The 20,321-nt window shown below is 33.5% G+C and carries 13 protein-coding genes and 9 pseudogenes; 14 read left to right on the forward strand and 8 right to left on the reverse strand.

Annotated elements, in window-relative coordinates; genetic code table 11:
* Nucleotides 1-94: 94 nt before the first annotated feature.
* Entirely contained in the window at nt 95-202 is a 108-nt protein-coding gene (tnpA, locus tag AC6BKE_RS04060; protein WP_379261829.1) for an IS66 family insertion sequence element accessory protein TnpA, read from the reverse strand.
* 311 nt (nt 203-513) lie between these two features.
* Here tnpA and AC6BKE_RS04065 point away from each other — a divergent pair.
* The 4 genes and pseudogenes from AC6BKE_RS04065 (at nt 514) to AC6BKE_RS04080 (ending at nt 4,209) form a co-directional block, all read left to right on the forward strand.
* A pseudogene (locus tag AC6BKE_RS04065) lies at nt 514-1,546 on the forward strand (GerAB/ArcD/ProY family transporter).
* A gap of 116 nt (nt 1,547-1,662) precedes the next feature.
* On the forward strand, nt 1,663-3,060 hold the full coding sequence (locus AC6BKE_RS04070; RefSeq protein WP_499855929.1) for a spore germination protein: 1,398 nt from the start codon (nt 1,663-1,665) through the stop codon (nt 3,058-3,060).
* Complete coding sequence (locus AC6BKE_RS04075) at nt 3,057-3,701, forward strand: Ger(x)C family spore germination protein (RefSeq protein WP_499855884.1); 645 nt, start codon at nt 3,057-3,059, stop codon at nt 3,699-3,701. Before AC6BKE_RS04070 ends, AC6BKE_RS04075 begins: the two co-directional genes overlap by 4 nt.
* A gap of 106 nt (nt 3,702-3,807) precedes the next feature.
* Entirely contained in the window at nt 3,808-4,209 is a 402-nt protein-coding gene (locus tag AC6BKE_RS04080) for a Ger(x)C family spore germination C-terminal domain-containing protein (protein ID WP_229386670.1), read from the forward strand.
* 114 nt (nt 4,210-4,323) lie between these two features.
* On the opposite strand, the gene AC6BKE_RS04085 is transcribed toward AC6BKE_RS04080, so the two are convergent.
* From AC6BKE_RS04085 to AC6BKE_RS04105, 5 genes and pseudogenes are all read right to left on the reverse strand, one after another.
* On the reverse strand, nt 4,324-4,431 hold the full coding sequence (locus AC6BKE_RS04085; protein WP_434801665.1) for a sunset domain-containing protein: 108 nt from the start codon (nt 4,429-4,431) through the stop codon (nt 4,324-4,326).
* Nucleotides 4,432-4,948: 517 nt separating this feature from the next.
* A complete protein-coding gene (locus AC6BKE_RS04090) occupies nt 4,949-6,271 on the reverse strand; it encodes an ISL3 family transposase (RefSeq protein WP_009374086.1) in 1,323 nt (440 codons plus the stop codon).
* 159 nt (nt 6,272-6,430) lie between these two features.
* A pseudogene (merA, locus tag AC6BKE_RS04095) lies at nt 6,431-8,071 on the reverse strand (mercury(II) reductase).
* 99 nt (nt 8,072-8,170) lie between these two features.
* A complete protein-coding gene (locus AC6BKE_RS04100) occupies nt 8,171-8,338 on the reverse strand; it encodes a MerR family DNA-binding protein (protein ID WP_499855931.1) in 168 nt (55 codons plus the stop codon).
* 6 nt (nt 8,339-8,344) lie between these two features.
* Nucleotides 8,345-8,490, reverse strand: a pseudogene (locus AC6BKE_RS04105) (MerR family DNA-binding transcriptional regulator); the annotation flags it as partial.
* Between the two features lie 318 nt (nt 8,491-8,808).
* Here AC6BKE_RS04105 and AC6BKE_RS04110 point away from each other — a divergent pair.
* The 4 genes and pseudogenes from AC6BKE_RS04110 (at nt 8,809) to AC6BKE_RS04125 (ending at nt 13,074) form a co-directional block, all read left to right on the forward strand.
* A pseudogene (locus tag AC6BKE_RS04110) lies at nt 8,809-9,140 on the forward strand (four-helix bundle copper-binding protein).
* Nucleotides 9,141-9,591: 451 nt separating this feature from the next.
* Complete coding sequence (gene copZ, locus AC6BKE_RS04115; protein WP_499855886.1) at nt 9,592-9,798, forward strand: copper chaperone CopZ; 207 nt, start codon at nt 9,592-9,594, stop codon at nt 9,796-9,798.
* Between the two features lie 124 nt (nt 9,799-9,922).
* Nucleotides 9,923-12,296, forward strand: a pseudogene (locus AC6BKE_RS04120) (heavy metal translocating P-type ATPase).
* Nucleotides 12,297-12,462: 166 nt separating this feature from the next.
* Nucleotides 12,463-13,074, forward strand: a pseudogene (locus AC6BKE_RS04125) (nitrite reductase).
* An 86-nt stretch (nt 13,075-13,160) separates the two neighbouring features.
* Here AC6BKE_RS04125 and AC6BKE_RS04130 read toward each other — a convergent pair.
* Nucleotides 13,161-14,080, reverse strand: a pseudogene (locus AC6BKE_RS04130) (C40 family peptidase).
* Between the two features lie 293 nt (nt 14,081-14,373).
* Between AC6BKE_RS04130 and AC6BKE_RS04135 the strand changes: the two are divergent.
* The 5 genes and pseudogenes from AC6BKE_RS04135 to AC6BKE_RS04155 all read left to right on the forward strand — a co-directional run bounded on the left by AC6BKE_RS04135 (nt 14,374) and on the right by AC6BKE_RS04155 (nt 17,586).
* Complete coding sequence (locus AC6BKE_RS04135; protein ID WP_499855888.1) at nt 14,374-14,826, forward strand: hypothetical protein; 453 nt, start codon at nt 14,374-14,376, stop codon at nt 14,824-14,826.
* Nucleotides 14,827-14,920: 94 nt separating this feature from the next.
* On the forward strand, nt 14,921-15,202 hold the full coding sequence (locus AC6BKE_RS04140; protein WP_499855890.1) for a cupredoxin domain-containing protein: 282 nt from the start codon (nt 14,921-14,923) through the stop codon (nt 15,200-15,202).
* Entirely contained in the window at nt 15,199-15,297 is a 99-nt protein-coding gene (locus AC6BKE_RS04145; RefSeq protein ID WP_499855892.1) for a plastocyanin/azurin family copper-binding protein, read from the forward strand. Before AC6BKE_RS04140 ends, AC6BKE_RS04145 begins: the two co-directional genes overlap by 4 nt.
* A 752-nt stretch (nt 15,298-16,049) precedes the next feature.
* Nucleotides 16,050-16,621 (forward strand): annotated as a pseudogene (locus AC6BKE_RS04150) (YdhK family protein).
* A 191-nt stretch (nt 16,622-16,812) separates the two neighbouring features.
* Nucleotides 16,813-17,586 carry a C39 family peptidase gene (locus tag AC6BKE_RS04155; RefSeq protein WP_499855893.1) on the forward strand — a complete coding sequence of 258 codons (774 nt, stop codon included), beginning with the start codon at nt 16,813-16,815 and terminating at the stop codon, nt 17,584-17,586.
* Nucleotides 17,587-18,043: 457 nt separating this feature from the next.
* Here the strand turns inward: AC6BKE_RS04155 and AC6BKE_RS04160 are convergent, their stop codons facing one another.
* Nucleotides 18,044-18,379, reverse strand: a complete 336-nt coding sequence (locus AC6BKE_RS04160; protein WP_499855895.1) for a hypothetical protein — start codon at nt 18,377-18,379, stop codon at nt 18,044-18,046.
* A gap of 73 nt (nt 18,380-18,452) precedes the next feature.
* On the opposite strand from AC6BKE_RS04160, the pseudogene AC6BKE_RS04165 reads away from it, so the two are divergent.
* Nucleotides 18,453-20,000, forward strand: a pseudogene (locus AC6BKE_RS04165) (multicopper oxidase family protein).
* The last annotated feature ends 321 nt before the right edge of the window (nt 20,001-20,321 follow it).

The following is a 20,321-nucleotide window of genomic DNA, read 5'->3' on the forward strand; positions in this document are numbered from 1 at the left end:
CCCTACCACTAATCTTGATTTTCGAAAGAATCGTCCATTTCTAATGTCAACCATATAGGTGAATTATCACTTGTATCCTGAGTCATTTTAAGCTTTATTTCCAATACCAGAACTGATGAATGCTTCCTTCATTAGAAGCACACCATTTTGAAGCACTTTGTCCGCTGGCCAAACAGTTGGTAATCCGTTGTCCCCATTCCATTCATAATTGAGATTTATTCATCGCAAAACCTCCTTAGAATTCGATCTTTAGGAGATTATCGCATATAAAAAAATGCCAAACATGTGGGTAAGGTAGAGGCTTACACTTATAATATGAGGTGTTATATGAATAATTTCTTAATAAATGGAGAAAATACCGTTTAGTATCCTTGCCAATTAGTTTTGATGTGATTAGTTTATTCTTTATAAAATCCAACTAAGTTAGTAGGTTTAACAATGCAACAACATAAAGCGAATTTTTCACAAGTATTTGTTTTGTTTATGATGAGTATTGGCTTAATGAATCACGTTATGGTGATTCCTATGTTATTAGCTATCTCGAGGAGAGATTCATGGATTTCTGTCCTCTTATCTGGGGGATTCATTCTGGGATGGTTACTTTTTATTCGATTTATTATGAAAAAGTTAGACCACACACATCTGTATTCATGGTTAAATAACCACTTTGGGAATATTGTTGCAAAGGGATTATGTTTATTAATGTATATGTTTATTCTCTTATTTATTGGAGTTACCTTAAAAGATATGATTGTATGGACAGTTACATCCTATTTTCCACAAAGTCCTGCGCCCATTTTAGCTATTGTATTTTTAGTTATCTGTTTTTTTGCTGCAACATCTAATTTTACAACCTTATCTATTCTGTCAGGTTTTTTATTAGTATTTGTTGTTGCATTGGGCTTTTTCGTTATGAGTCTTAATCTTCCTCATAAGGATTATTCTCAAATATTTCCTATCCTTGAAAATGGATTGACACCCGTTATTAAAGGAATCGTCTACAGTTTAGGTTCTCTGCTAGAAGTGACTTTAATTTTTTTTATTCAACATAATTTAAAAATGAATATCAAGTCACGGAGTTTTATTATTCTTCGGGTTAGTGTTGATCTGCTTAACGCTTGGCCCTTTATTGGGCTCTATTGCTATTTTTGGACCTGAAGAGGCTGCTAATCAGAGGTATCCTGCTTACGAAGAATGGAGATTATTGAAAATAGGAAAGTTTATTGAACATGTAGATTTCTTTTCAATTTACCAATGGCTATCAGGTGGATTTATTAGGATAAGTTTTGGTTTATATATTATTGGACAATTATTTTCATTTAAAAACGAGAAAAAAAGGAATGTATTAATAGGAATCAGTTCACTAATTACATTTGTGGCTGTTCTTCTTCCTATGAGTGATATTGAATTTGTTCGTTTTTTACAAAATGTTTATTTTCATTTATCTTTTTTATTTCTGCTTTTTCTTTTCATTAGTATTAGGATTTTTAGTTTTTCTAAAAAGATTAAAGGAGAGATAATCCTTGAGAAGAGGGGAACAGAATAATAAAAAAAAATGGGAATGGAAAATATACTATCTATAAACCTAATCCAATTATAAATGAGGAAAAAATACGTTCAACATATCAAAATAGTGAAGATGTAAAAGTAGTTCTCCATAAAATCGGGAGTGAAGATAGTGATATAGAGACCTTTTTCATTTATTGCGAGAGTTTAGTGGACAAAAAACAAATTAATCAATTTATTATTCCTCAATTAGAAAAAATAGCTCAAAAACATCAATACCGTTTCTTAAAAGAAGAAATTGATAAATATCAACAAGACCTAGAATGGACACCTTTAGAAGTGAGTGAAGGGTTCGAGTCTATTTCTTTGGAAATATTTAATGGAAATTTAGTTCTGTATTTTCCTAAGTCGTTTACCTTTTTCTCTGTTAGTGCATCAAATAAACCAAACCGTTCTACCGAACAATCTAATTACGAAACATCCATTCGTGGGCCAAGAGACAATTTTATTGAGGATATTTCAACAAACGTGGCACTTATTCGAAAAAGATTAAGACATCCCACCTTATCTTATCAAACATTGACGTTAGGTAAACGGACTCAAACTCAAATAGGGATATTATATTTAAAAGATGTAGTTAATTTAGAGATACTAAATAACATTCTAGAATGTCTAACTTTAATTGATATTGATGGCGTAGTTAGTTCAACTCAAATTCAAGAGATGGTATCGAAACAATCTTTATCTATTTTTCCTCTTTGTGGTGATACAGCCAGACCTGATTTTGCAGTGGAATGCTTATTGCAAGGTAGAGTAGTGATTATAATTGATGGCTCCCCAATTGTTATTATCGCTCCTGTTACTATAACTTTTTTAATAAAAGCTGCAGAAGATTCCCACTTTAATTTTCTAACTGTATCATTTGCACGCTTTTATCGGTGGGTTGGATTTCTTTTAGCTGTCTTCCTACCCGGATTTTGGATGGCATTACTTGCTTATCACCAAGATCAAATTCCTTTCCCTCTTCTTGCGACTGTGACTGTTGCAAGATCAGGTCTACCATTTCCAGCACCACTTGAGCTTATAATTGTTTTGTTTCTTTTTGAGATGTTCCGTGAAGCTGGTCAAAGATTACCTTCCCCACTTGGTCAAACCCTTTCAGTAGTAGGCGGACTAATCATTGGGGATGCTGCAATCCGTTCGGGTTTTATTTCCCCATCTGTGATTGTTATTACTGCTTTATCTGCTATTGCGGGATATACCCTAGTAAACCAACTACTAGCAGGAGCAGTATCCATACTCAGAGGCTTTGTACTATTATGTTCAATTTTAATGGGGTTATATGGTTTTATGCTTGGGGGATTTGTAATCGTTCTTTATCTTTCTAGATTGCGTTCCTTTGGGATACCTTACTTAGCTTTGGTTTTCCCAAAATCTAGTTCTGATTTTTTCAAGGCATTATTTCGCTTACCGTGGAGAAGTTATGGGCATAGAGTAAGTTACCTTCGGACCAATGATAGTTCTAAAACTGATGAAGGAGAAGGGAAAGAGTGAAGCTGAACAAACTAAAACTAATAACCATGATACTCTTGTCTAGCACAATATTATCTGGATGCTGGAATATTAAAGAAGTACAAGATATTTATTATGTAGCAGCTCTTGGTATAGATTTTAAAGAAGGAAAATATATAGCCTATGCTCAGTTACTTGACTTTTCTAATGTTGCTAAGTTAGAAGGGGCAAGACCTGATAAACAACCACCAGTTTGGATAGGAAGAGGGGAAGGCATTACAATTACGGAAGCATTAAATCAATTATATAAAGATGCACAACAAAGACTTTTTTGGGGACATGTCTCTACGCTAATTTTGAGTGAACAACTCCTAAAACAAGATATTAAAGATTCGATTGATTTTATTAATCGATACCGAGAAATACGCTATAATATTCTCTTATATGCTACAAAGGAACCCATAGAAGATGTACTTAAAACAAAAGCGTTTTTTACATTGTCGGGATTGTCAACCATTCTCCATGAACCATATGAAAGCTATAAACAGAGATCTTATATACAACCTAAACAGTTTCATCAATTTATTAGAGATAGCGATCCAATGGGACAAACAGCTTTAATTCCATCAGTTAAAATTTCGACGGAAACTGGAAAGAAGAATCAAAAAAAGCACCATTATTAAGAAATGATGGTGCTTTTTTCATAAGAAATAATCGCCTAGAAGGCTGGCTTTCTGAGACTGATTTAAACGGTCTAAGATGGATGGATGAAAAAACCGTTGATCTCCTGTGTGGATTGTTGAGAATGATAGCGCTGTTGTTTCAGTAGTGGTAGAGAAACCTAAGATTACCATTACCCCTATTATGAATAGTAAACCAATACTTTTTAATATTACAGTTGAAGTGCAAGCCGGAATCAATGAGAAAATCAAGGAAATTAATGATAAAGAGTTGGTTACAAAAACTGAAGATATTATAAAGTTAGAAATTCTAAACTCCTTTGAAAAAGGAATAGAAATAAATTCAGATATCTACAGATTAGGGGAATCATTATATCGACAAAACCCAAGTAAATGGAAAGAAGAAGTGAAAGCAGACTCGTTTTACTTAAATAAACATAGTATAAAGCATTTAAAAGTTAAAGTTAATTTAGTTAACTCAGGAAAGTTGAAGTACCAAGACGGATATTAATGTTAAACTTATAATTTTAGGGTGTTTTAACACATTCAAACTAGGTGATCCCTTATTAAATGATGGGTGATATACAGAAAGGCTTGTATATCACCCATTACTTCCAATTACCAATTAGGGAAAGCTCACTACTAAATATAAAGGAGCTCGCATACAAAAAATGACTTCTGACTTAGTTCGTTCATACCGAGGTGAATCTGCTGTATGATAAATTTTTATGATACTGAGAAATTGGACTTTTTTCTATTATAATTTCCTTAACGTTGTAAATCTGCATTTTCCTACGGTACCCCAAACTATATATTAAATTTTACATATAGTATATCAGAAGCTTAGTGAACAGAGGGGGGTATAAGTGTGTATAAATAACAACTTTATAGAAGATCAAGCTTTTCATATAACAGAAAAGATTTTGGGGAACTCCATATACAAAGTGGTGAGGATTGAAGGCTCGAAGCAATACTCATAATCAAAAATCGAACGGGGAGAACCTTATAACAAAACTAATTTTAGAAGACGAGAATGGTGTATTTTATTCAATTAAACCTGATCAATTTGGTCTTATGTTCGCAAATGGAGAAGTTAGTTATAAAAAATACTGTCGATTGCAAAAAAAAGATGACTTAAAAGTAATTAGTTATTCAATCATAGGAATGGGAATCATAATTAGTATGATGATAGGTCTCATGAAGCTTCTCTTAGTTTAATAGGGTATTCGGATTTTATGGTGGAAAAGGGCTTATAAATCACCCTTCTCCAAATTCTTAATAAGTGTGGAAAAATCGACACCAAAGTTGTCTGTAATGTCGTGATCATTCACTTCATACCAATTGAAAGTATCGTATAACATAGCTTTATTGAAAGCACTTGAATTAAATCGTGGCTTACGCTTTTTATGGAGCTTCTCATTGAAAAGGATTTTGGCTCGTAAGGCATCAAACGAGTAACCTCTACCCATTCGCTCTACCTGCCTAATAATGCTGTTAATTGACTCCGTATAAGCATTAGTGAGCCTTTTATCAAAGTAGTTGAATATTTCGACATGCCAGTTGTCTACGGCTCTCACGAGGTCTTTATATGCGTCTTTAGAGTTGCTGGACATACAACGGTGTCTCCATTGACTATAACGAAGATGACCTTCATCTGGATCAGGAGTATCCCATATCCAGTAAAACTCTTCTTTGAGTTCATAGGCTTCTTTTAAAGCAGGAAGATTACCTAACCAAGTATCTAAGAGGAATGATTCACGTTCATTTAGATCGTGTTTACGCTTTAGAAGGATAAACCTTTCACGCATAAGGGTACGTCTTTCTTTTTGGCTCATATGGGCTTTCAAAGACTTTCTGACGTTATCTAAGGCTTGATTAGCCATTCTAACTACATGAAACTTATCTACGACAACTTTAGCGTGTGGAAGGATAGTGTTCACTGCGTCTTTGTAGGGCTTCCACATATCCATTGTGACGTACTCAATGTAAGTCCTGTCACTGATTTCTGAAAGACGTTGGATGACTGTTTCCTTGTTACGGTTAGGCTTGATGTCATAAATAGTCCTGCGTTCAATATTAGTCAATACAAGCCGAGGTCTACGGATAATATGTATCTCGTCTATCCCAAGCCACTTAGGAGTTTCAAACTGGTATTCACGTTCTTTGAGTGCCACATAGTCCTTAAAAACGTTCCTAATGGTTTTCTCGTCAACACCAACGCTTTCTGCGACTTCTACAAAGGTCTTAGACATGGATTGCTCTTGAATGGACTTTAAAAGCCTTTTGGTCATACTACGCTTTTCATCTACAGATATTAGGCGTTCCCAGAAGGTAGATCCGCATTCACGACACTTGTATCGTCTACGGTTCAATTGTAAGCCCACTCGCTTTAAACGAATGGGCAAATCCATAATTAGTTGATTTCTTGAACTGTGTTTGTACAACTTGTCAAAACCACATTCAGGACAACGTTCAGGTGGTCCGACTGCTTCAACTTTAAACATCATATCGGTTTCATTTTCTTGTGGCGGTTCTATTGTTTTAATGTCTGGTAGGGATAATAAGTCTGACATATTATTCATCCTTTATTACTCTGCGGTGTTAAGGTATCAATTATAGATTTGATGTCGAAATCATCAGTGTTAAATTATTTTTGTGACCACAAATGCACTTAGAAAATCCCTTAAAGCATTAGCTGGTTCACTTGAATAGGGAGTTGTAAAAAAGTTCCCTTAGCCTGCACAACAAGATAATTTCGAAATATCTTTATCGAACGTAAGTGCAGCTAATTTTAGCCCTTCAGCCATTGTTAAATATGGTGCTAGGGTTTCTGTTAAATCTTCTATCGTTAAGCCAAATTTAACAGCTAATGATGCTGCATAGATGACATCTCCTGCATTCTCAGATACAATATGAACCCCTAATACTTTTAGTGTTTCTGCATCTGCTACTAGTTTAAATACACCGGTTGTTTCACGGTTTACAATTGCTCTTGGAACAGCATCTAAAGGTAATACAGATGTCTTCACATCATACCCTTTCTCTTTTGCTTGTTCTTCTGTTAAACCAACCGTTGCAACCGTCGGATTCGTAAACGTAACAGCAGGAACTACCGATAAATCTATTTTTTTGTTTAATCCACCAATAGCATTATCAGTAATAATTCCACCTTCATAGGCTGCTACATATACAAATTTGGTCCTAAAGTCACATCTCCTGCTGCATAAATCTTTTCATCTTACTTGTTTGACCAAAATCATTGATCAGGATTTCATTATTTTTTCCAGTTTCAACACCTGCTGCACTTAAATTTAAAGAATCCGTATTTGGTTTTCTTCCAGTGGCAACAAGTAACTGATCTGATTCAATGACTTCTCTACTGCCATTTACTGTTACGTAAACCCTTTTTATCTCTCCACTTTGTTCAACACGCTCAAAAGTTGCCCCTTTGACAAGGTTTATACCCTGTTCAATTAACGCTTTTTCAACTGACTCTGAAATCTCAGGATCATACTCCTTTAAAAGTCGCTCACTTCTTTGCATAAGCGTTATTTCTGAGACCTAAATGATGAAATAGTTGTCCCAGCTCCATTCCAATGTATCCTGAACCAATTACAGTTAATCGTTTTGGTATTTTCTTTAACTCAAGAAGTGTTGTACTAGTTAAATAGTCCATTTTTTCAAGTCCTGAAATTTGGGGCAACGAAGGCGATGCACCTGTTGCAATTAAAAAGCGTTTTGCAGATAACTTTGCCCCATTGACCTCAACCGTACTAGCATCAACGAATTTTGCTTCACCTTTAATTAAATTCAAAATTATATCATCAATTAAATCCATATATTTTTGATTCCGAAGTTCGCTCACCAATTTATCCTTTTGCGTGATTAAACTAGCTAAATCCACTTCTCCAGCGGATGTTTGTAAACCTATAAACGGATTGTCTTTTGATAAATGATTGATTTCCCCTGCCCTAAGAAGAGTTTTTGACGGAACACAGCCAATATTCACACAGGTTCCCCCAACCGTTCCACGCTCAATATTCCAACTTTTGCACCGTATTCTATAGCTTTAATTGCCGAAGAAAAGGCAGCAGCACCAGAACCAATAATAAGAAGGTCATAATTGTCTTCATTAATTAACGCCACGTTTTCTAGTGATGATACTTCTTCAATTTCTCCGGCTTGGTAATTTGCTTCATCAATCGCCTTTATTGCACTTTCAACCTCAATATCATCGGGCAGTTCAAATACTGCTTCACCACGACGATAACTAGACTAAATATTTTTAGCACCTATCTTTTCAAGTGCTGATTCTACGTGTTTTTCACAACCCGACAAGTCATTCCTGAAATGTTTACCTTAAATTTATTCATAAAAAAGCTCCTTTCGTTAATTAATCTCTCATGTTAATGTTTCTATTATTGGACACGAATGTAATTGCTTTTCATCTGGACATCGTTGTTTTAAGTCGTCTAACAAGTTTTAATTTGTTTTAAATCCTCTATTTGTTTTTGCACTTCCTTTTGTTTTTTAGAAACAAATTCGAACATATCTTGACAACGAACTTCATCTTTATCTACAACACCAAGTAATTTATAAATCTCGCTTAAAGAAAAACCAAGTTCCTGTATTCGTTTAATAAACCCAACACGCTTAACGTCATCATATGAATATATCCGATAACCAGCTTCCGTTCGGTGAGGTTCTTGTAATAAATTTTTTCGCCGTAATATCTGATCGTTTCTTTATTAACTCCACATTTATCTGCAAACTCACTAATGCGATAAATCATCTTATTTCACCCCATGAATATTATAAACCGTGTACCATAGTACACGGTCAAGTAAATTGGACTATTTTATTTTTTTCCCAAAGTTACACTCGTATGTGATTGATACTTTTATATAATACTATTGATTATCCTAACATCCCACCAGAAAATCCGATTTAAACACCAGTTGTTTTTAAACTATTAAGAAAGTAATTCCACTATATATTCCGAAGACCCGTTTAATATCAATAGGGAAGATTAGTTATGATTGAATGGGGTATATAGTAAATAGGAGTGGTTATAATAAAGACAGACTAAATTAACAGGAGGTATTTAAAATTGAAAATGAGCTATGAAGAATGTATTAAAGCTTGTCTAGAGTGTATGAAGGAATGTAATAAATGTTATCATGAATGTCTAGAAGAAGATGATGTTAAAATGTTAGCGGAGTGCATTCGTACCCTTAGAGAATGTGCCGATATTATGTTATTTTTTGCTAAATCGATGCAGTCTGGTAGTCCATTCGTAAAGCAAATTTGTCAATTATGTGCTGAGATTTTGTTAGGCATGTGGTGATGTTTGTAAAAAACATGAACATCATAAACATTGCCAAGAATGTGCCAGAAACATGTTACCGATGCGCTGAAGTATGTAAAAAAATGGCTGTGTAGAAGATTTGATTTTATAAATGAAGAATCAATGATAAATAAAAGTAATTCTTCTAACGCGAAAATGTTTTAAACTCTGCTTATTTAGGAGCAGAGTTTTTTGATGGACTGCTAAAAAATTTAATTAAGTCACAGTGTTTGAATGTTAAATAAACGTGATATTTAACATATACTGCATAATTAGTGACGCATATAGTAAATTAAAACACCACTTTACATACCTAACTGGGGTATGGTAACTTAATGTGTGTTTAGAGGAGGTTGATAATTTACGGTGATGATGTAATTACAAATTTATCGTTTAAAGAAAGCTTGTTTGATAATGATAAACTGCATTAAAAGTGATGAAGCCAATATAAGTTAAAATCACAATTCGAAAGTTAAAAGGAAATATAAAAAAATTATTAATACCCTTTTACATTTTATAAAAATATTTCAAAAGAGAGGGATTTTTATGGAAAATAGAATCTTAAAGGTAACTGGAATGTCATGTGGTCATTGTGTAAATACTGTTGAAAAAAGCGCAGGAAAATCAGAAGGTGTTGATCAAGTAAACGTGATTTTAAAAGATGCACAACTCGGAGTATCGTTTAATGAATCCCAAGTATCGCTTGAGAAAATTAAGGAAACAATAGAAGAACAGGGATATGAGGTAAAATAATATTTTTGAGAGTGCATAAATGCACTCTCTTGTTTTCAAAAATATATACCCCTATTGGGTATGAGGAAGGTGAACAGCATCATGAGTAATACATTAAAAAGAAGCGAGCATTCAGATCACAGGAATGACCTGTGCAGCTTGTGCAACTCGTATAGAAAAAGGTTGAAATAAAATGGATGGTGTGGAACAAGCGACTGTTAATTTAGCGCTTGAAAAATCATCTATTAAGTACAATCCAGCAAAATTAAGTGAAGAAGATTTCGAAAAAAAAATAGAAGCACTTGGTTATGGGGTTGTTAAACAAAAGGCGGAACTTGATATTACAGGTATGACATGTGCAGCTTGTGCAACTCGCATTGAAAAAGGGTTAAATAAGTTAAGTGGTATCTCTTCTGCCAATGTTAACTTAGCCCTGGAAAAAGCAATGATTGAGTTTAATCCATCTGAAGTGTTAAGCGTAGACATCATTGCGAAGGTGGAGAAATTTGGGCTATGGGGCTCATCAAAAGGCTGATGAACAGGAAACAGTGGACCATCGAGAAAAGGCCATTAAACAGCAACAACGAAAATTTATTTTATCGGCTATTCTTTCTTTACCGCTGCTTTGGACGATGGTTGGACATTTTTCCTTTACATCATTTTTATATGTCCCAGAATTTCTAATGAATCCGTGGATCCAAATGGTATTGGCTACTCCTGTGCAATTTATTGTTGGTAAGCAATTCTATGTAGGGGCATATAAAGCTTTACGTAATGGTAGTGCTAATATGGACGTACTTGTGGTCATAAACATCAGCAGCTTATTTCTATAGTGTTTATCAAGCGATTGTGACGATAGGGTCGCATCATGGTCCAAATCTTTATTTTGAAACGAGTGCTGTATTAATTACATTAATATTATTAGGTAAATTATTTGAAGCCAAAGCAAAAGGACGCTCATCTGAAGCCATAAAAAAACTAATGGGACTTCAAGCTAAAACCGCTATTGTTGTACGTGACGGTGTAGAAAAAGAGGTTCCTTTAGAAGAAGTTATCATTGGCGATGTTATTCTAGTGAAACCAGGTGAAAAGATACCTGTAGATGGTGAGGTAATAGAGGGAACAACAGCTGTTGATGAATCAATGCTTACAGGTGAAAGTTTACCAGTTGATAAAAAGCAAGGCGATCAATTATTTGGATCGACGATTAATAAAAATGGATTTATTAAAATGACAGCGACAAAGGTTGGTCGTGACACAGCGTTAGCACAAATCATTAAAGTGGTTAGGATGTTCTAAGGATCAAAAGCACCAATTCAACGCTTAGCAGATCAAATTTCGGGGGTTTTTGTACCAATTGTTGTTGGCATTGCAATTGTCACATTTTTAGTTTGGATCATTTGGGTTCGCCCAGGAGAATTTACACCAGCTTTAGAGGTCTTAATTGCAGTACTTGTAATCGCTTGCCCTTGTGCGCTTGGGTTAGCAACGCCAACCTCCATAATGGCAGGTTCAGGTCGTGCAGCTGAATTTGGTATTTTATTTAAAGGTGGAGAACATTTAGAACAAACACAAAGTATTGATACAGTGGTTGTAGATAAAACAGGTACAGTAACACATGGTAAGCCTGTTCTTACAGACGTTCTTTTAGATTCAGAGCAGGAGGAAGCTCGTTTTTTATCATTAATTGGGGCTGCTGAAAAACAGTCAGAGCATCCGTTAGCAGAAGCTATAGTACAGGGCATAGAAAAACGTGGCATAGCATTAGGAGAAGTTCAATTTTTTGAGGCTATTCCAGGTTATGGTGTGCAGGCAACTGTGTCAGGTCAAGGAGTTGTCATTGGTACACGAAAATTAATGCAACAATACGGAATCAATATTGATAATATTTTACCAACAATGGAGCAGTTAGAGCGAAACGGTAAAACAGCAATGCTTGCTGCCATTAATGGTCAGTATGCAGGCTTAGTAGCTGTTGCTGATACAGTTAAAGATACGTCAAAAGAGGCAATCCACCGACTACAGAATATGGGCATTACAGTCATTATCATGACTTGGTGATAATGAAACTACAGCTCAAGCGATAGGAACAGAAGTAGGCTGAATCAAGTTATCGCTGAAGTATTCCTGAAGGTAAAGCAGACGAGGTGAAAAAGCTACAAGCACAAGGGAAAAATGTAGCGATGCTGGGAGATGGTATTAATGATGGTCCGGCACTGGCCACAGCAAATATTGGTATGGCCATGGTACAGGAACGGATGTTGCCATGGAAGTTGTTGATATTACGTTAACTCGTGGCGATTTAAAATAGTATTGCAGATGCTTTTTAATGAGGTCGAAAAACAATGGGAATATTAAGCAAAACCTATTTTGGGCATTTGCCTACAATACTTGGGCTATCCCTTTTGCTGCAATAGGTCTACTTCTCCATGGGGAGCAGGTGCGGCGATGGCATGAGTTCTCTATCTGTAGTTTTAAATGCATTACGCTTACAAAGAGTAAAATTAGATAATAAATAACCCTTTAATTCAATCGTAAATTTACTTCATTGGGTTTACTTATAAAGAAATACGCAATAGTTTAACTGATATAATTTAACTTACTATTTTCATCAGATAAACCATCCTTAGGTAGGTAAAGAGCAAAATAAATTAATTGTCTGGGAAAGTATTGAGGAAAATTGGTATGAGTAATGAAGATAAAAAAATTAAAATTGCCGTTAATGGGCGAATAGAATTTGGGGCAAAACTAAATTCTAAACAACTTTTAACGATCACCAAATATATGGAAGACGACGCACAGCTTGAGTTAACAACCTTCCAACAACTCTATCTAGAAATCCGGCAAATAAAAAAGAAATAATTGAAGAATTAAACCGTGTTAATTTATCTTGTTATCCAGTTGGCAACTTTGTAAAGAGTTTGAGAACATGTAATTTTTGCAAGGAGAGAAAGAAGAGGGGATGCCAGTAGCAAAAGAAATAAATAATCGTATAGCAGGAAAAGCTGTACCATTCACTCTTAAAGTTGCATACACAGGTTGCCCTGTTGGTTGCGGTGAACCAATGTTAAGTGATATAGGGATTATGAAAATTAAAGACCATTACAATTTATATGTTGGAGGAAAAGCAAAAGGGAAAGATGCAGAGGTGGGATCTTTGTTGCAAGAGAATCTAACACCAGATGAATTGTACGATAAAATAGAAAAGATTATAAATGTATATTCACAGAATGGAAAAAAACCAGAAACGTTTTTCAATTTTTAAAACGGATAGGAAAAGAAGAGTTAATAAATTAGTTTTACTCTAAGAAGTTCTCGTAAGGTTATAATGGCGGCTCTGAATAAATGAGCCGCCATTTTTAATTTAAGTCCTCGAACAAAATTTATCGAGTTAATCGTTCTATAAAGATATTTAATTGATTTAATGTTACTTTGTCGTTTACGCCAAATGTGCCATCACCTTTACCTTGCGTAATCTTATTTGATGAAAGAACTGCTATAAAATTTTTGGCCCAATGAGTACTCGTTACATCTGTAAAATTCTTTGGTTCTCCTTGTTGTTCTAAATCAAATGCTTCAACTAAAACCTTTGCTAATTGACCGCGAGTAATCGGTGAATTTGGGTTAAATTTACCATTACTATCTCCATTAAAAATTCCAAGTTTTTTTAGTGCTACTATAGCTCCAGCTTGTTCAGAAGATGATTTAACATCAGGGAAACTTGAGTTTGTATCACTTGTATCTAATGCTAAAGCTTTAGCAAGCTGTATGGCTACTGCTCCACGTGAGGCATAAATGGAAAAGTCTATCTCTTCACCTTTAACTTCTGCTTGAGCTATTTCATTTGTAGTAAAGTTTGCAATACGTTTTGCACCTATATAACGAGAACCCCAATAGTAAGGATCGTTTAATTTACTGATTTTGGCCCCCAAATTTGGAGTAGCTGATATAAAATTACCATTCTCTATGTATATTCCAACGTGAGATATGCCGTTGCCTGAAGTATTAAAAAATACGAGGTCACCTGCTTTTAAACTATCTTTAGAAACAGAAGTACCTTGCTGATATTAGTACAAGATGTGCGCTCTAAAGAAATACCTAACTTAGAAAATATAAACTTTGTATATGCTGAACAATCTACACCTGTATTAATATCATTCCCACCATATTTATAAGGAGCTCCTATATAATCTTTCGCTGTACTCGTCAAATCAGTAACTGATGCTGCTTCAGCATCATTCATACCTATTCCTGAAAAAATTACAAATAACACAAAAACCGGTAGTAACCATCTCTTTTTCACTAAACTTACTCCTTTTTCGAAAAGCAATCGCTTTTTTGATTAAAGTAAGAATAGCATGGAATAGAGATCTTGAATTTTTCATTTATATTACTGATTTGTGCAGAATATGTAAAATTGGTGACTTAATATACTCGGTGTAATCTCACTGCAATAATAACTAGGTGATGTTACTTGAAGATAAATAAAACTTAAATCAAGTAATAATAAAATAAATACTCTCTTTCGAGCATACCTATATAAGGTATAGGGTGTGTATTTTAGAACAGCTAATTAAATTGTTAAAGGATGGATATGTGGGATTTTATCAAATGTTTGTCTTAGTATCACTAATGTTTTTATTGTTAATTGTCATAATGGTTTCAAGAATTATGAAAAAGACTATTAAGCCTATGCAAGGTATGACTATTTCAATGTTTTTTAGTATGAATGTAGGGCTAACATTAGGAATACTTTTTGGAGTTACCTTTCAAGGGAACTTGTTTTACTCAACGATTATTTCAATTATTCTCGGTGCAAGCATTGGCTTTTTAAGTGGTTGCAACTTTGGATTATTACCTATGTTAGAAGGTTTAATGGCAGGTTTAATGGCTGGTATGATGGGGGCAATGTTAGGTGAAATGGTGGATGGCGGGCAATCCATTGTATTAATAAGAATTTTTCTGTTGCTATCAATTTTCACTATTTTTTTATTTGCGCTACTTCCAAGTAAAAGTAAAAAACATTCCAAAGTCAAATGGGCTTTTTAACACCCTTCTTCTTTCGGTTTTTATACTCTCTCTTTTTTTGGGGGCATTCCTTTTGCCGAAAAACAAATAAACTTTATTAAAGACTCTTCTTTTAGTGGATCATAATCTACACTCGAACGCTCAAAATAAATTAGAAAAGAAAGAGATTAAGATTATTTCTATAGAAACAGAAAATATGAAGTATTCGCCCTCTGAAGTAATTTTGGAGAAGAATCAACCGGTTTCATTAGAATTAATTAATAAAGATAATATAGAACATGATATTGAAGTTACAATACCAACATCAAATACTATTAGTAGTAATAATCATGTACATCACAAAAAGGAGGAGAATATGATTCATCTCCATGTTGGGCCTGAATTGCAGAAAAAATGAGTTTTACTCCCATTAATACAGGAGAATATCAATTTGTTTGTACTATTCCAGGACATAAGGAGCTTGGTATGGTTGGCAAGTTTATAATTAAGTAATTAGCTTTGATTTTGTAATTGATATACAAATGGAGTTGTCAAATTAAATACAATGATACTTATTTGAAAATGCCCAGTTATTATTAACAGGGCATAAGGTATATCTATATATTTAGATAAGCTCTATTTTTTGATAAATAAGATGACGGTGAAATAAAAAATGTTTAGTCTCAAATAAAAGTAGGGTATTAATTTTGAAGCATATGGATACAATCACAAATATTATTTTGCTTCGTTTTCATTACTTTGTATAATTTCATTTAGGGTTTTAATTGAGAAATCAAATAATCTATCTTGTGCAAGTAACTTGATGGCGAAGAAAAATCGCTTGTAAATTGGCCATCTTCACTACTTACAGTCTCTAAGACATTCAATGCAATTTCCACAGTTAATGCAAATAATTCATCACCTAGTTTTCAATAGATTCAATTAATAATTGAGAATCAGAAAATGTTTTAAAAGCTTCGTTATCAATGGTTATCTACTCCTTAAAAAATTGGTTAATCTCATTATATGAATTAATTTAAAAAAAGCTCCTTACCCCTTTTGCTGTTTCAACATTTTTGACAATCCAGGTTTTAAAAATGAATAAGGGGAGGATTCTAAAATGTATATATTAAATTTTCTTGGTGATTCTAAATAAAGAAAAACTCGTGACATAGAAAATATCCCTAAAGTAAATTTATGATGATTGGGAATACAAAAATTCAAGCCTGCGAGTAGGAGGACTATGATGGAGAAAAAAAATTATAATGAGTCTTGTTACTATAGTTGCTGCATTAATGCTTTCTGCATGTACAGGAAATACAAATAAGAAAGAAGATAAACAAGAAATGCAGACAAATGAAATGGCCGAGGAAGAATATGTGAAGATATCGACCATTCTGAAATGAATCCTAGTTCAAATGAACTTCCTGAAGGTTTAAAAGAAGCTGAAAATCCTAAGTTTGGAGTTGGGACAAAAGCAATAATTCATGCAGATCACATGAAAGGCATGGATGGAGCTGAAGCAACAATTGTAGGGGCATGTAAATAGATCAATAGTCTATACTATATCTTACGCTCCTACAAATGGTGGAAATCGAGTAACAAATCATAAGATCGGTCATTCAAGAAGAAATAGAAGGTGCTGGTTCAGAGCCATTTGAACCAGGAACACAGGTTATTATAAAATGCTAATCATATGGAGGGTATGGAAGGGGTAACTGCAAAAATTGATTCCGCAGAAGAAACTACTGTGTATGTGGTTGACTACACTTCTACTAATGGTGAAAAAATAAAAAATCATAAATGGCTAACGGAAAGTGAATTATCTTCTCCATAAAAATTAAATACTTAAAGATGTTCGACGAGTCAATTTTGACAAATTGGACATCTTTTTTAGTTTTAGAAATTCTATAATATCCTTTAATTTTAATCCATAATTTCTCCATAATTATTCGTTATATTCATTTTTAATAATATAACAATAACTGAGGAGGCGTGGGAAATTAGAAAGAGAGGATCTTCTTCACTTTGGGAGTATTAGTAGTTTTTAAAGGGTTGTACAACGAAAATATCAATTCAAATAAAATAGCAGTTTTAACAGTTGAATATTTTAGTGGAGATCCACTTAATGATCTATATGTGGAATTACTGGATGAAGAAGGAAAAAAAAATCATTTCAACAATTCATTTTGGATAAAGGTGAGGCAGAATTTTATAATTTATAACCAAATGAAACTTATTACAGTAAAAGTAGGGAGTCCAGACAATTTTACAACAGGGATGTATTTAACAGAAAAAAAATTTACGTATACGTCATCTACACAATCCATATTGGTTCAAACATATGCAGTAAATCATAATAAAGGATTTGGAGTACCTGTAATTCTACAAAATCCTGAACTACCAAATGGGTGTGAAATAACTACTCTTACAGCAGTACTTAATTACTATGGTGCAGAAACATCTAAATTAGAAATGGATCAAAATTATTTACCTAAACAATCTTTTGAATACAAAATGAAAAAAAAGTATGGGCCAAATCCTAATCAAGCATATGGCGGCGAGCCAAGTAATCTAGAAACGGGTACATATGTTTTTGCCGAACCAATTGTCAAAGCAGCTAATAATTTTATCACAAGAAGAAAGTTAGATTTACAAGCAAAAAATATTAGTGGAAGAACAATAAAAGAAATAACAAATTATATTAGACAGGGAATACCAGTTATTACATGGGTAACATTGGACCTCTCACCACCAAAGGTTAAAGGGGGATGGATTATTGAAGAAACAGGTAAAATGTAACGAAATTATCAAAATTTACATACAATGGTACTATTATCTGTGGGAAATACTGCTGTGGAAGTAATGGATCCACGTAAGGGAATTATAACATTGGATAAGGGAGCATTTTTTAATAGTTATGAAGCATTAGGCGAACAGGCAGTTGTTGTTTATTAACAATAGTTCATTATATGCAAGTAATAGGTTAAAAAAGATAGCGTTTAATCATGAAGAAAAATTACTTCATTTACTAGAACAATCTGGATTATTTGCAATTTTGGTTAGTTTAATGATAAATACTTTGGTTAGTATTATAGGTGTACTAGGAAGTGTTTTTGTTACACCACTAACCTTGTGTTTTTTGGAGTATTCAACGGTTTGCTGATTTCTATTATCGGTGAATCAATTGGTGCAGTTATTAGCTTTATTTTATATAGAAAAGGAATCAATAAATGGAAAAGACCGTTCGTATTGCACCCTAAACTTTTAAAATTAAAGGAGTTGGAAGGTTCGATACATTTTGGATAATTGTCGGTTTAAAGATTTTACCTTTTATGTCATCAGGTCTTGTGACTTTTACTAGTGCATTTTCTAAGGTGTCTTTAGGCACATTTACGCTTGTTAGTACGATTGGAAAATTACCAGCTTTAATCTTTGAAGCAGGTGCAGTATATGGTTTTATGCAAGTAAATTTAATATGGAAAATTGTAATAAGTATCTTATTAATTTCAATTATCATTTTGATTTGGAAAGTTAAGAAATAAAAAAAGTTATTCAAAGTTTTCTTAGATAGAGTGGTTAATATTTGTCTCATTTAATTTCAAATCCATAAATTCTCCATATTTATTTGTTATAGTGCCTATGTAAAGATAAAAGGAGGAAACATAATGAAATCTAAACTTTTGATTACTTCATTATTGGTAGGCGCTATTATAATTGGAGGTGTAGTGCGGGTAATTCGGAATCTAATAATAATTCAAATAGGACCATTCTAATATGTATCAATATGACCATTCCAATATGAGTGATGAAGAAATGAAAAACATGGAGGGTATGGATAATAAAGATAGTAGCATGGAAAATGGTCATGCGAGTCATAACAATCCATTAGCATTAAATAATTCAAATGGGGAAAATCAGTTTGCACTCCCACCTATTATTGAACCTAAAAATGGAATTGTTGATATTACTGCTCAACAAGGAACAACAGAAATCTTTAAGGGAACTAAAACGAGACATATGGATATAATGGTTCTTTTTTAGGCCAATCATTTCGTATTAATAAAGATCAAACGGTAACGTTTAGAACTAAAAATGATTTATCTGAACCAACAACATTTCACTGGCATGGATTAGAAATCCCTGGAAATGGTGATGGCTCCCTCATCAAGTCCTAGAGCCAGGTGTAACAGAAGATGTAAATTTTACAGTTAATCAGGGAGCATATAGTGTTGTTTCATCCACATCCAGAAGGTGCTACAGCAGAGCAAGTATATAAAGGTTTACCTGTTAAATTTATATAGATGATGAAAACTCACAAGAAATCAATGTACCAAATAATATGGTGTGAATGATTTTCCATTAGTATTCCAAGATAGACAATTTACTGAAGAAAAGCAATTAAATTATCAGCAGTCCTTAAAAGATTGTACAAATGGAGATACTTTATTAATTAATGGTACGTTGAATCCTAAACTTACAGTTGGTAAAGAAAAAGTAAGACTTCGCTTTTAAACGGTTCTAATGCTCGTAATTATACTTTTAAATTGAATACCGGAGATACATTCCAACAAATTGCTACTGATGGTGGTTTCTAAATCAACCAACTGGGTTTTGAAAGAAATTACCTTAACACCAGGTGAGAAAGCGAGCAGAGGTAATAGTGGACTTTTCAAAAATGGATGACAAGACTGATATAGCATTAATCAATGATGAAGGTACTACCCTTTTACCATTTAAAATTGAACAAAAGACTACAAGTACAAGTAAAATTTCAGAAAAATTAAATGATTTTAGTGTTACTGAAGAAGAGAAAAATTTACCAGTTTCTAAGAAGCTTGAACTATCTTTGGTATGGGGACAATGGTTTCTATAAATGGAAACCAGTTTGATATGAATCGCATTGATTTCACTCAAAAGCAGGGTGAGACTGAAATTTGGGAAATTTATAATAAACCTGATATGATGGGTGGTATGACACATCCTTTCCACATACATGGCACTCAATTTAAAATCGTGTCGATTGATGGTCAAGAACCTCCTTTAAATTTAAAAGGGTGGAAGGATACTGTCTCAATTGAAGCTGGTGCAAAACAGTTAAATTAGCAGTGAAGTTTAATAATAAGGGCATATACATGTTCCACTGCCATGTCCTTGAACATGAAGAAAATGGTATGATGGGGCAAGTTAAAATGGCAAATTCAATTATTCAATAGATTGCAAACACCAAAATGCCATAGGAGGTTTTTTTATCATTATTACATAACTCTTATATCTAGGGTTATTGGTCGTGGTTCATACTAAATAACCTACCCTATAGAAATACTCAATCTTTTTTCTAAAATTTCAATTGAAATTTTTAACAACTTAACAACATTTTTATTTAGTTAATACAAAAGAATACCTTAATGATTTTATGCTGGTTGTCCCTTTTAATGGAAATGAATATAAATAAAATGAAAGGTAATATTTATGGAATTTTATAAAGAGATTGAAATCTACTGTTATAAGTGTCGTAAAAAGACCATTTTTACATG

The organism is Lysinibacillus sp. COL-1, from assembly GCF_059814265.1.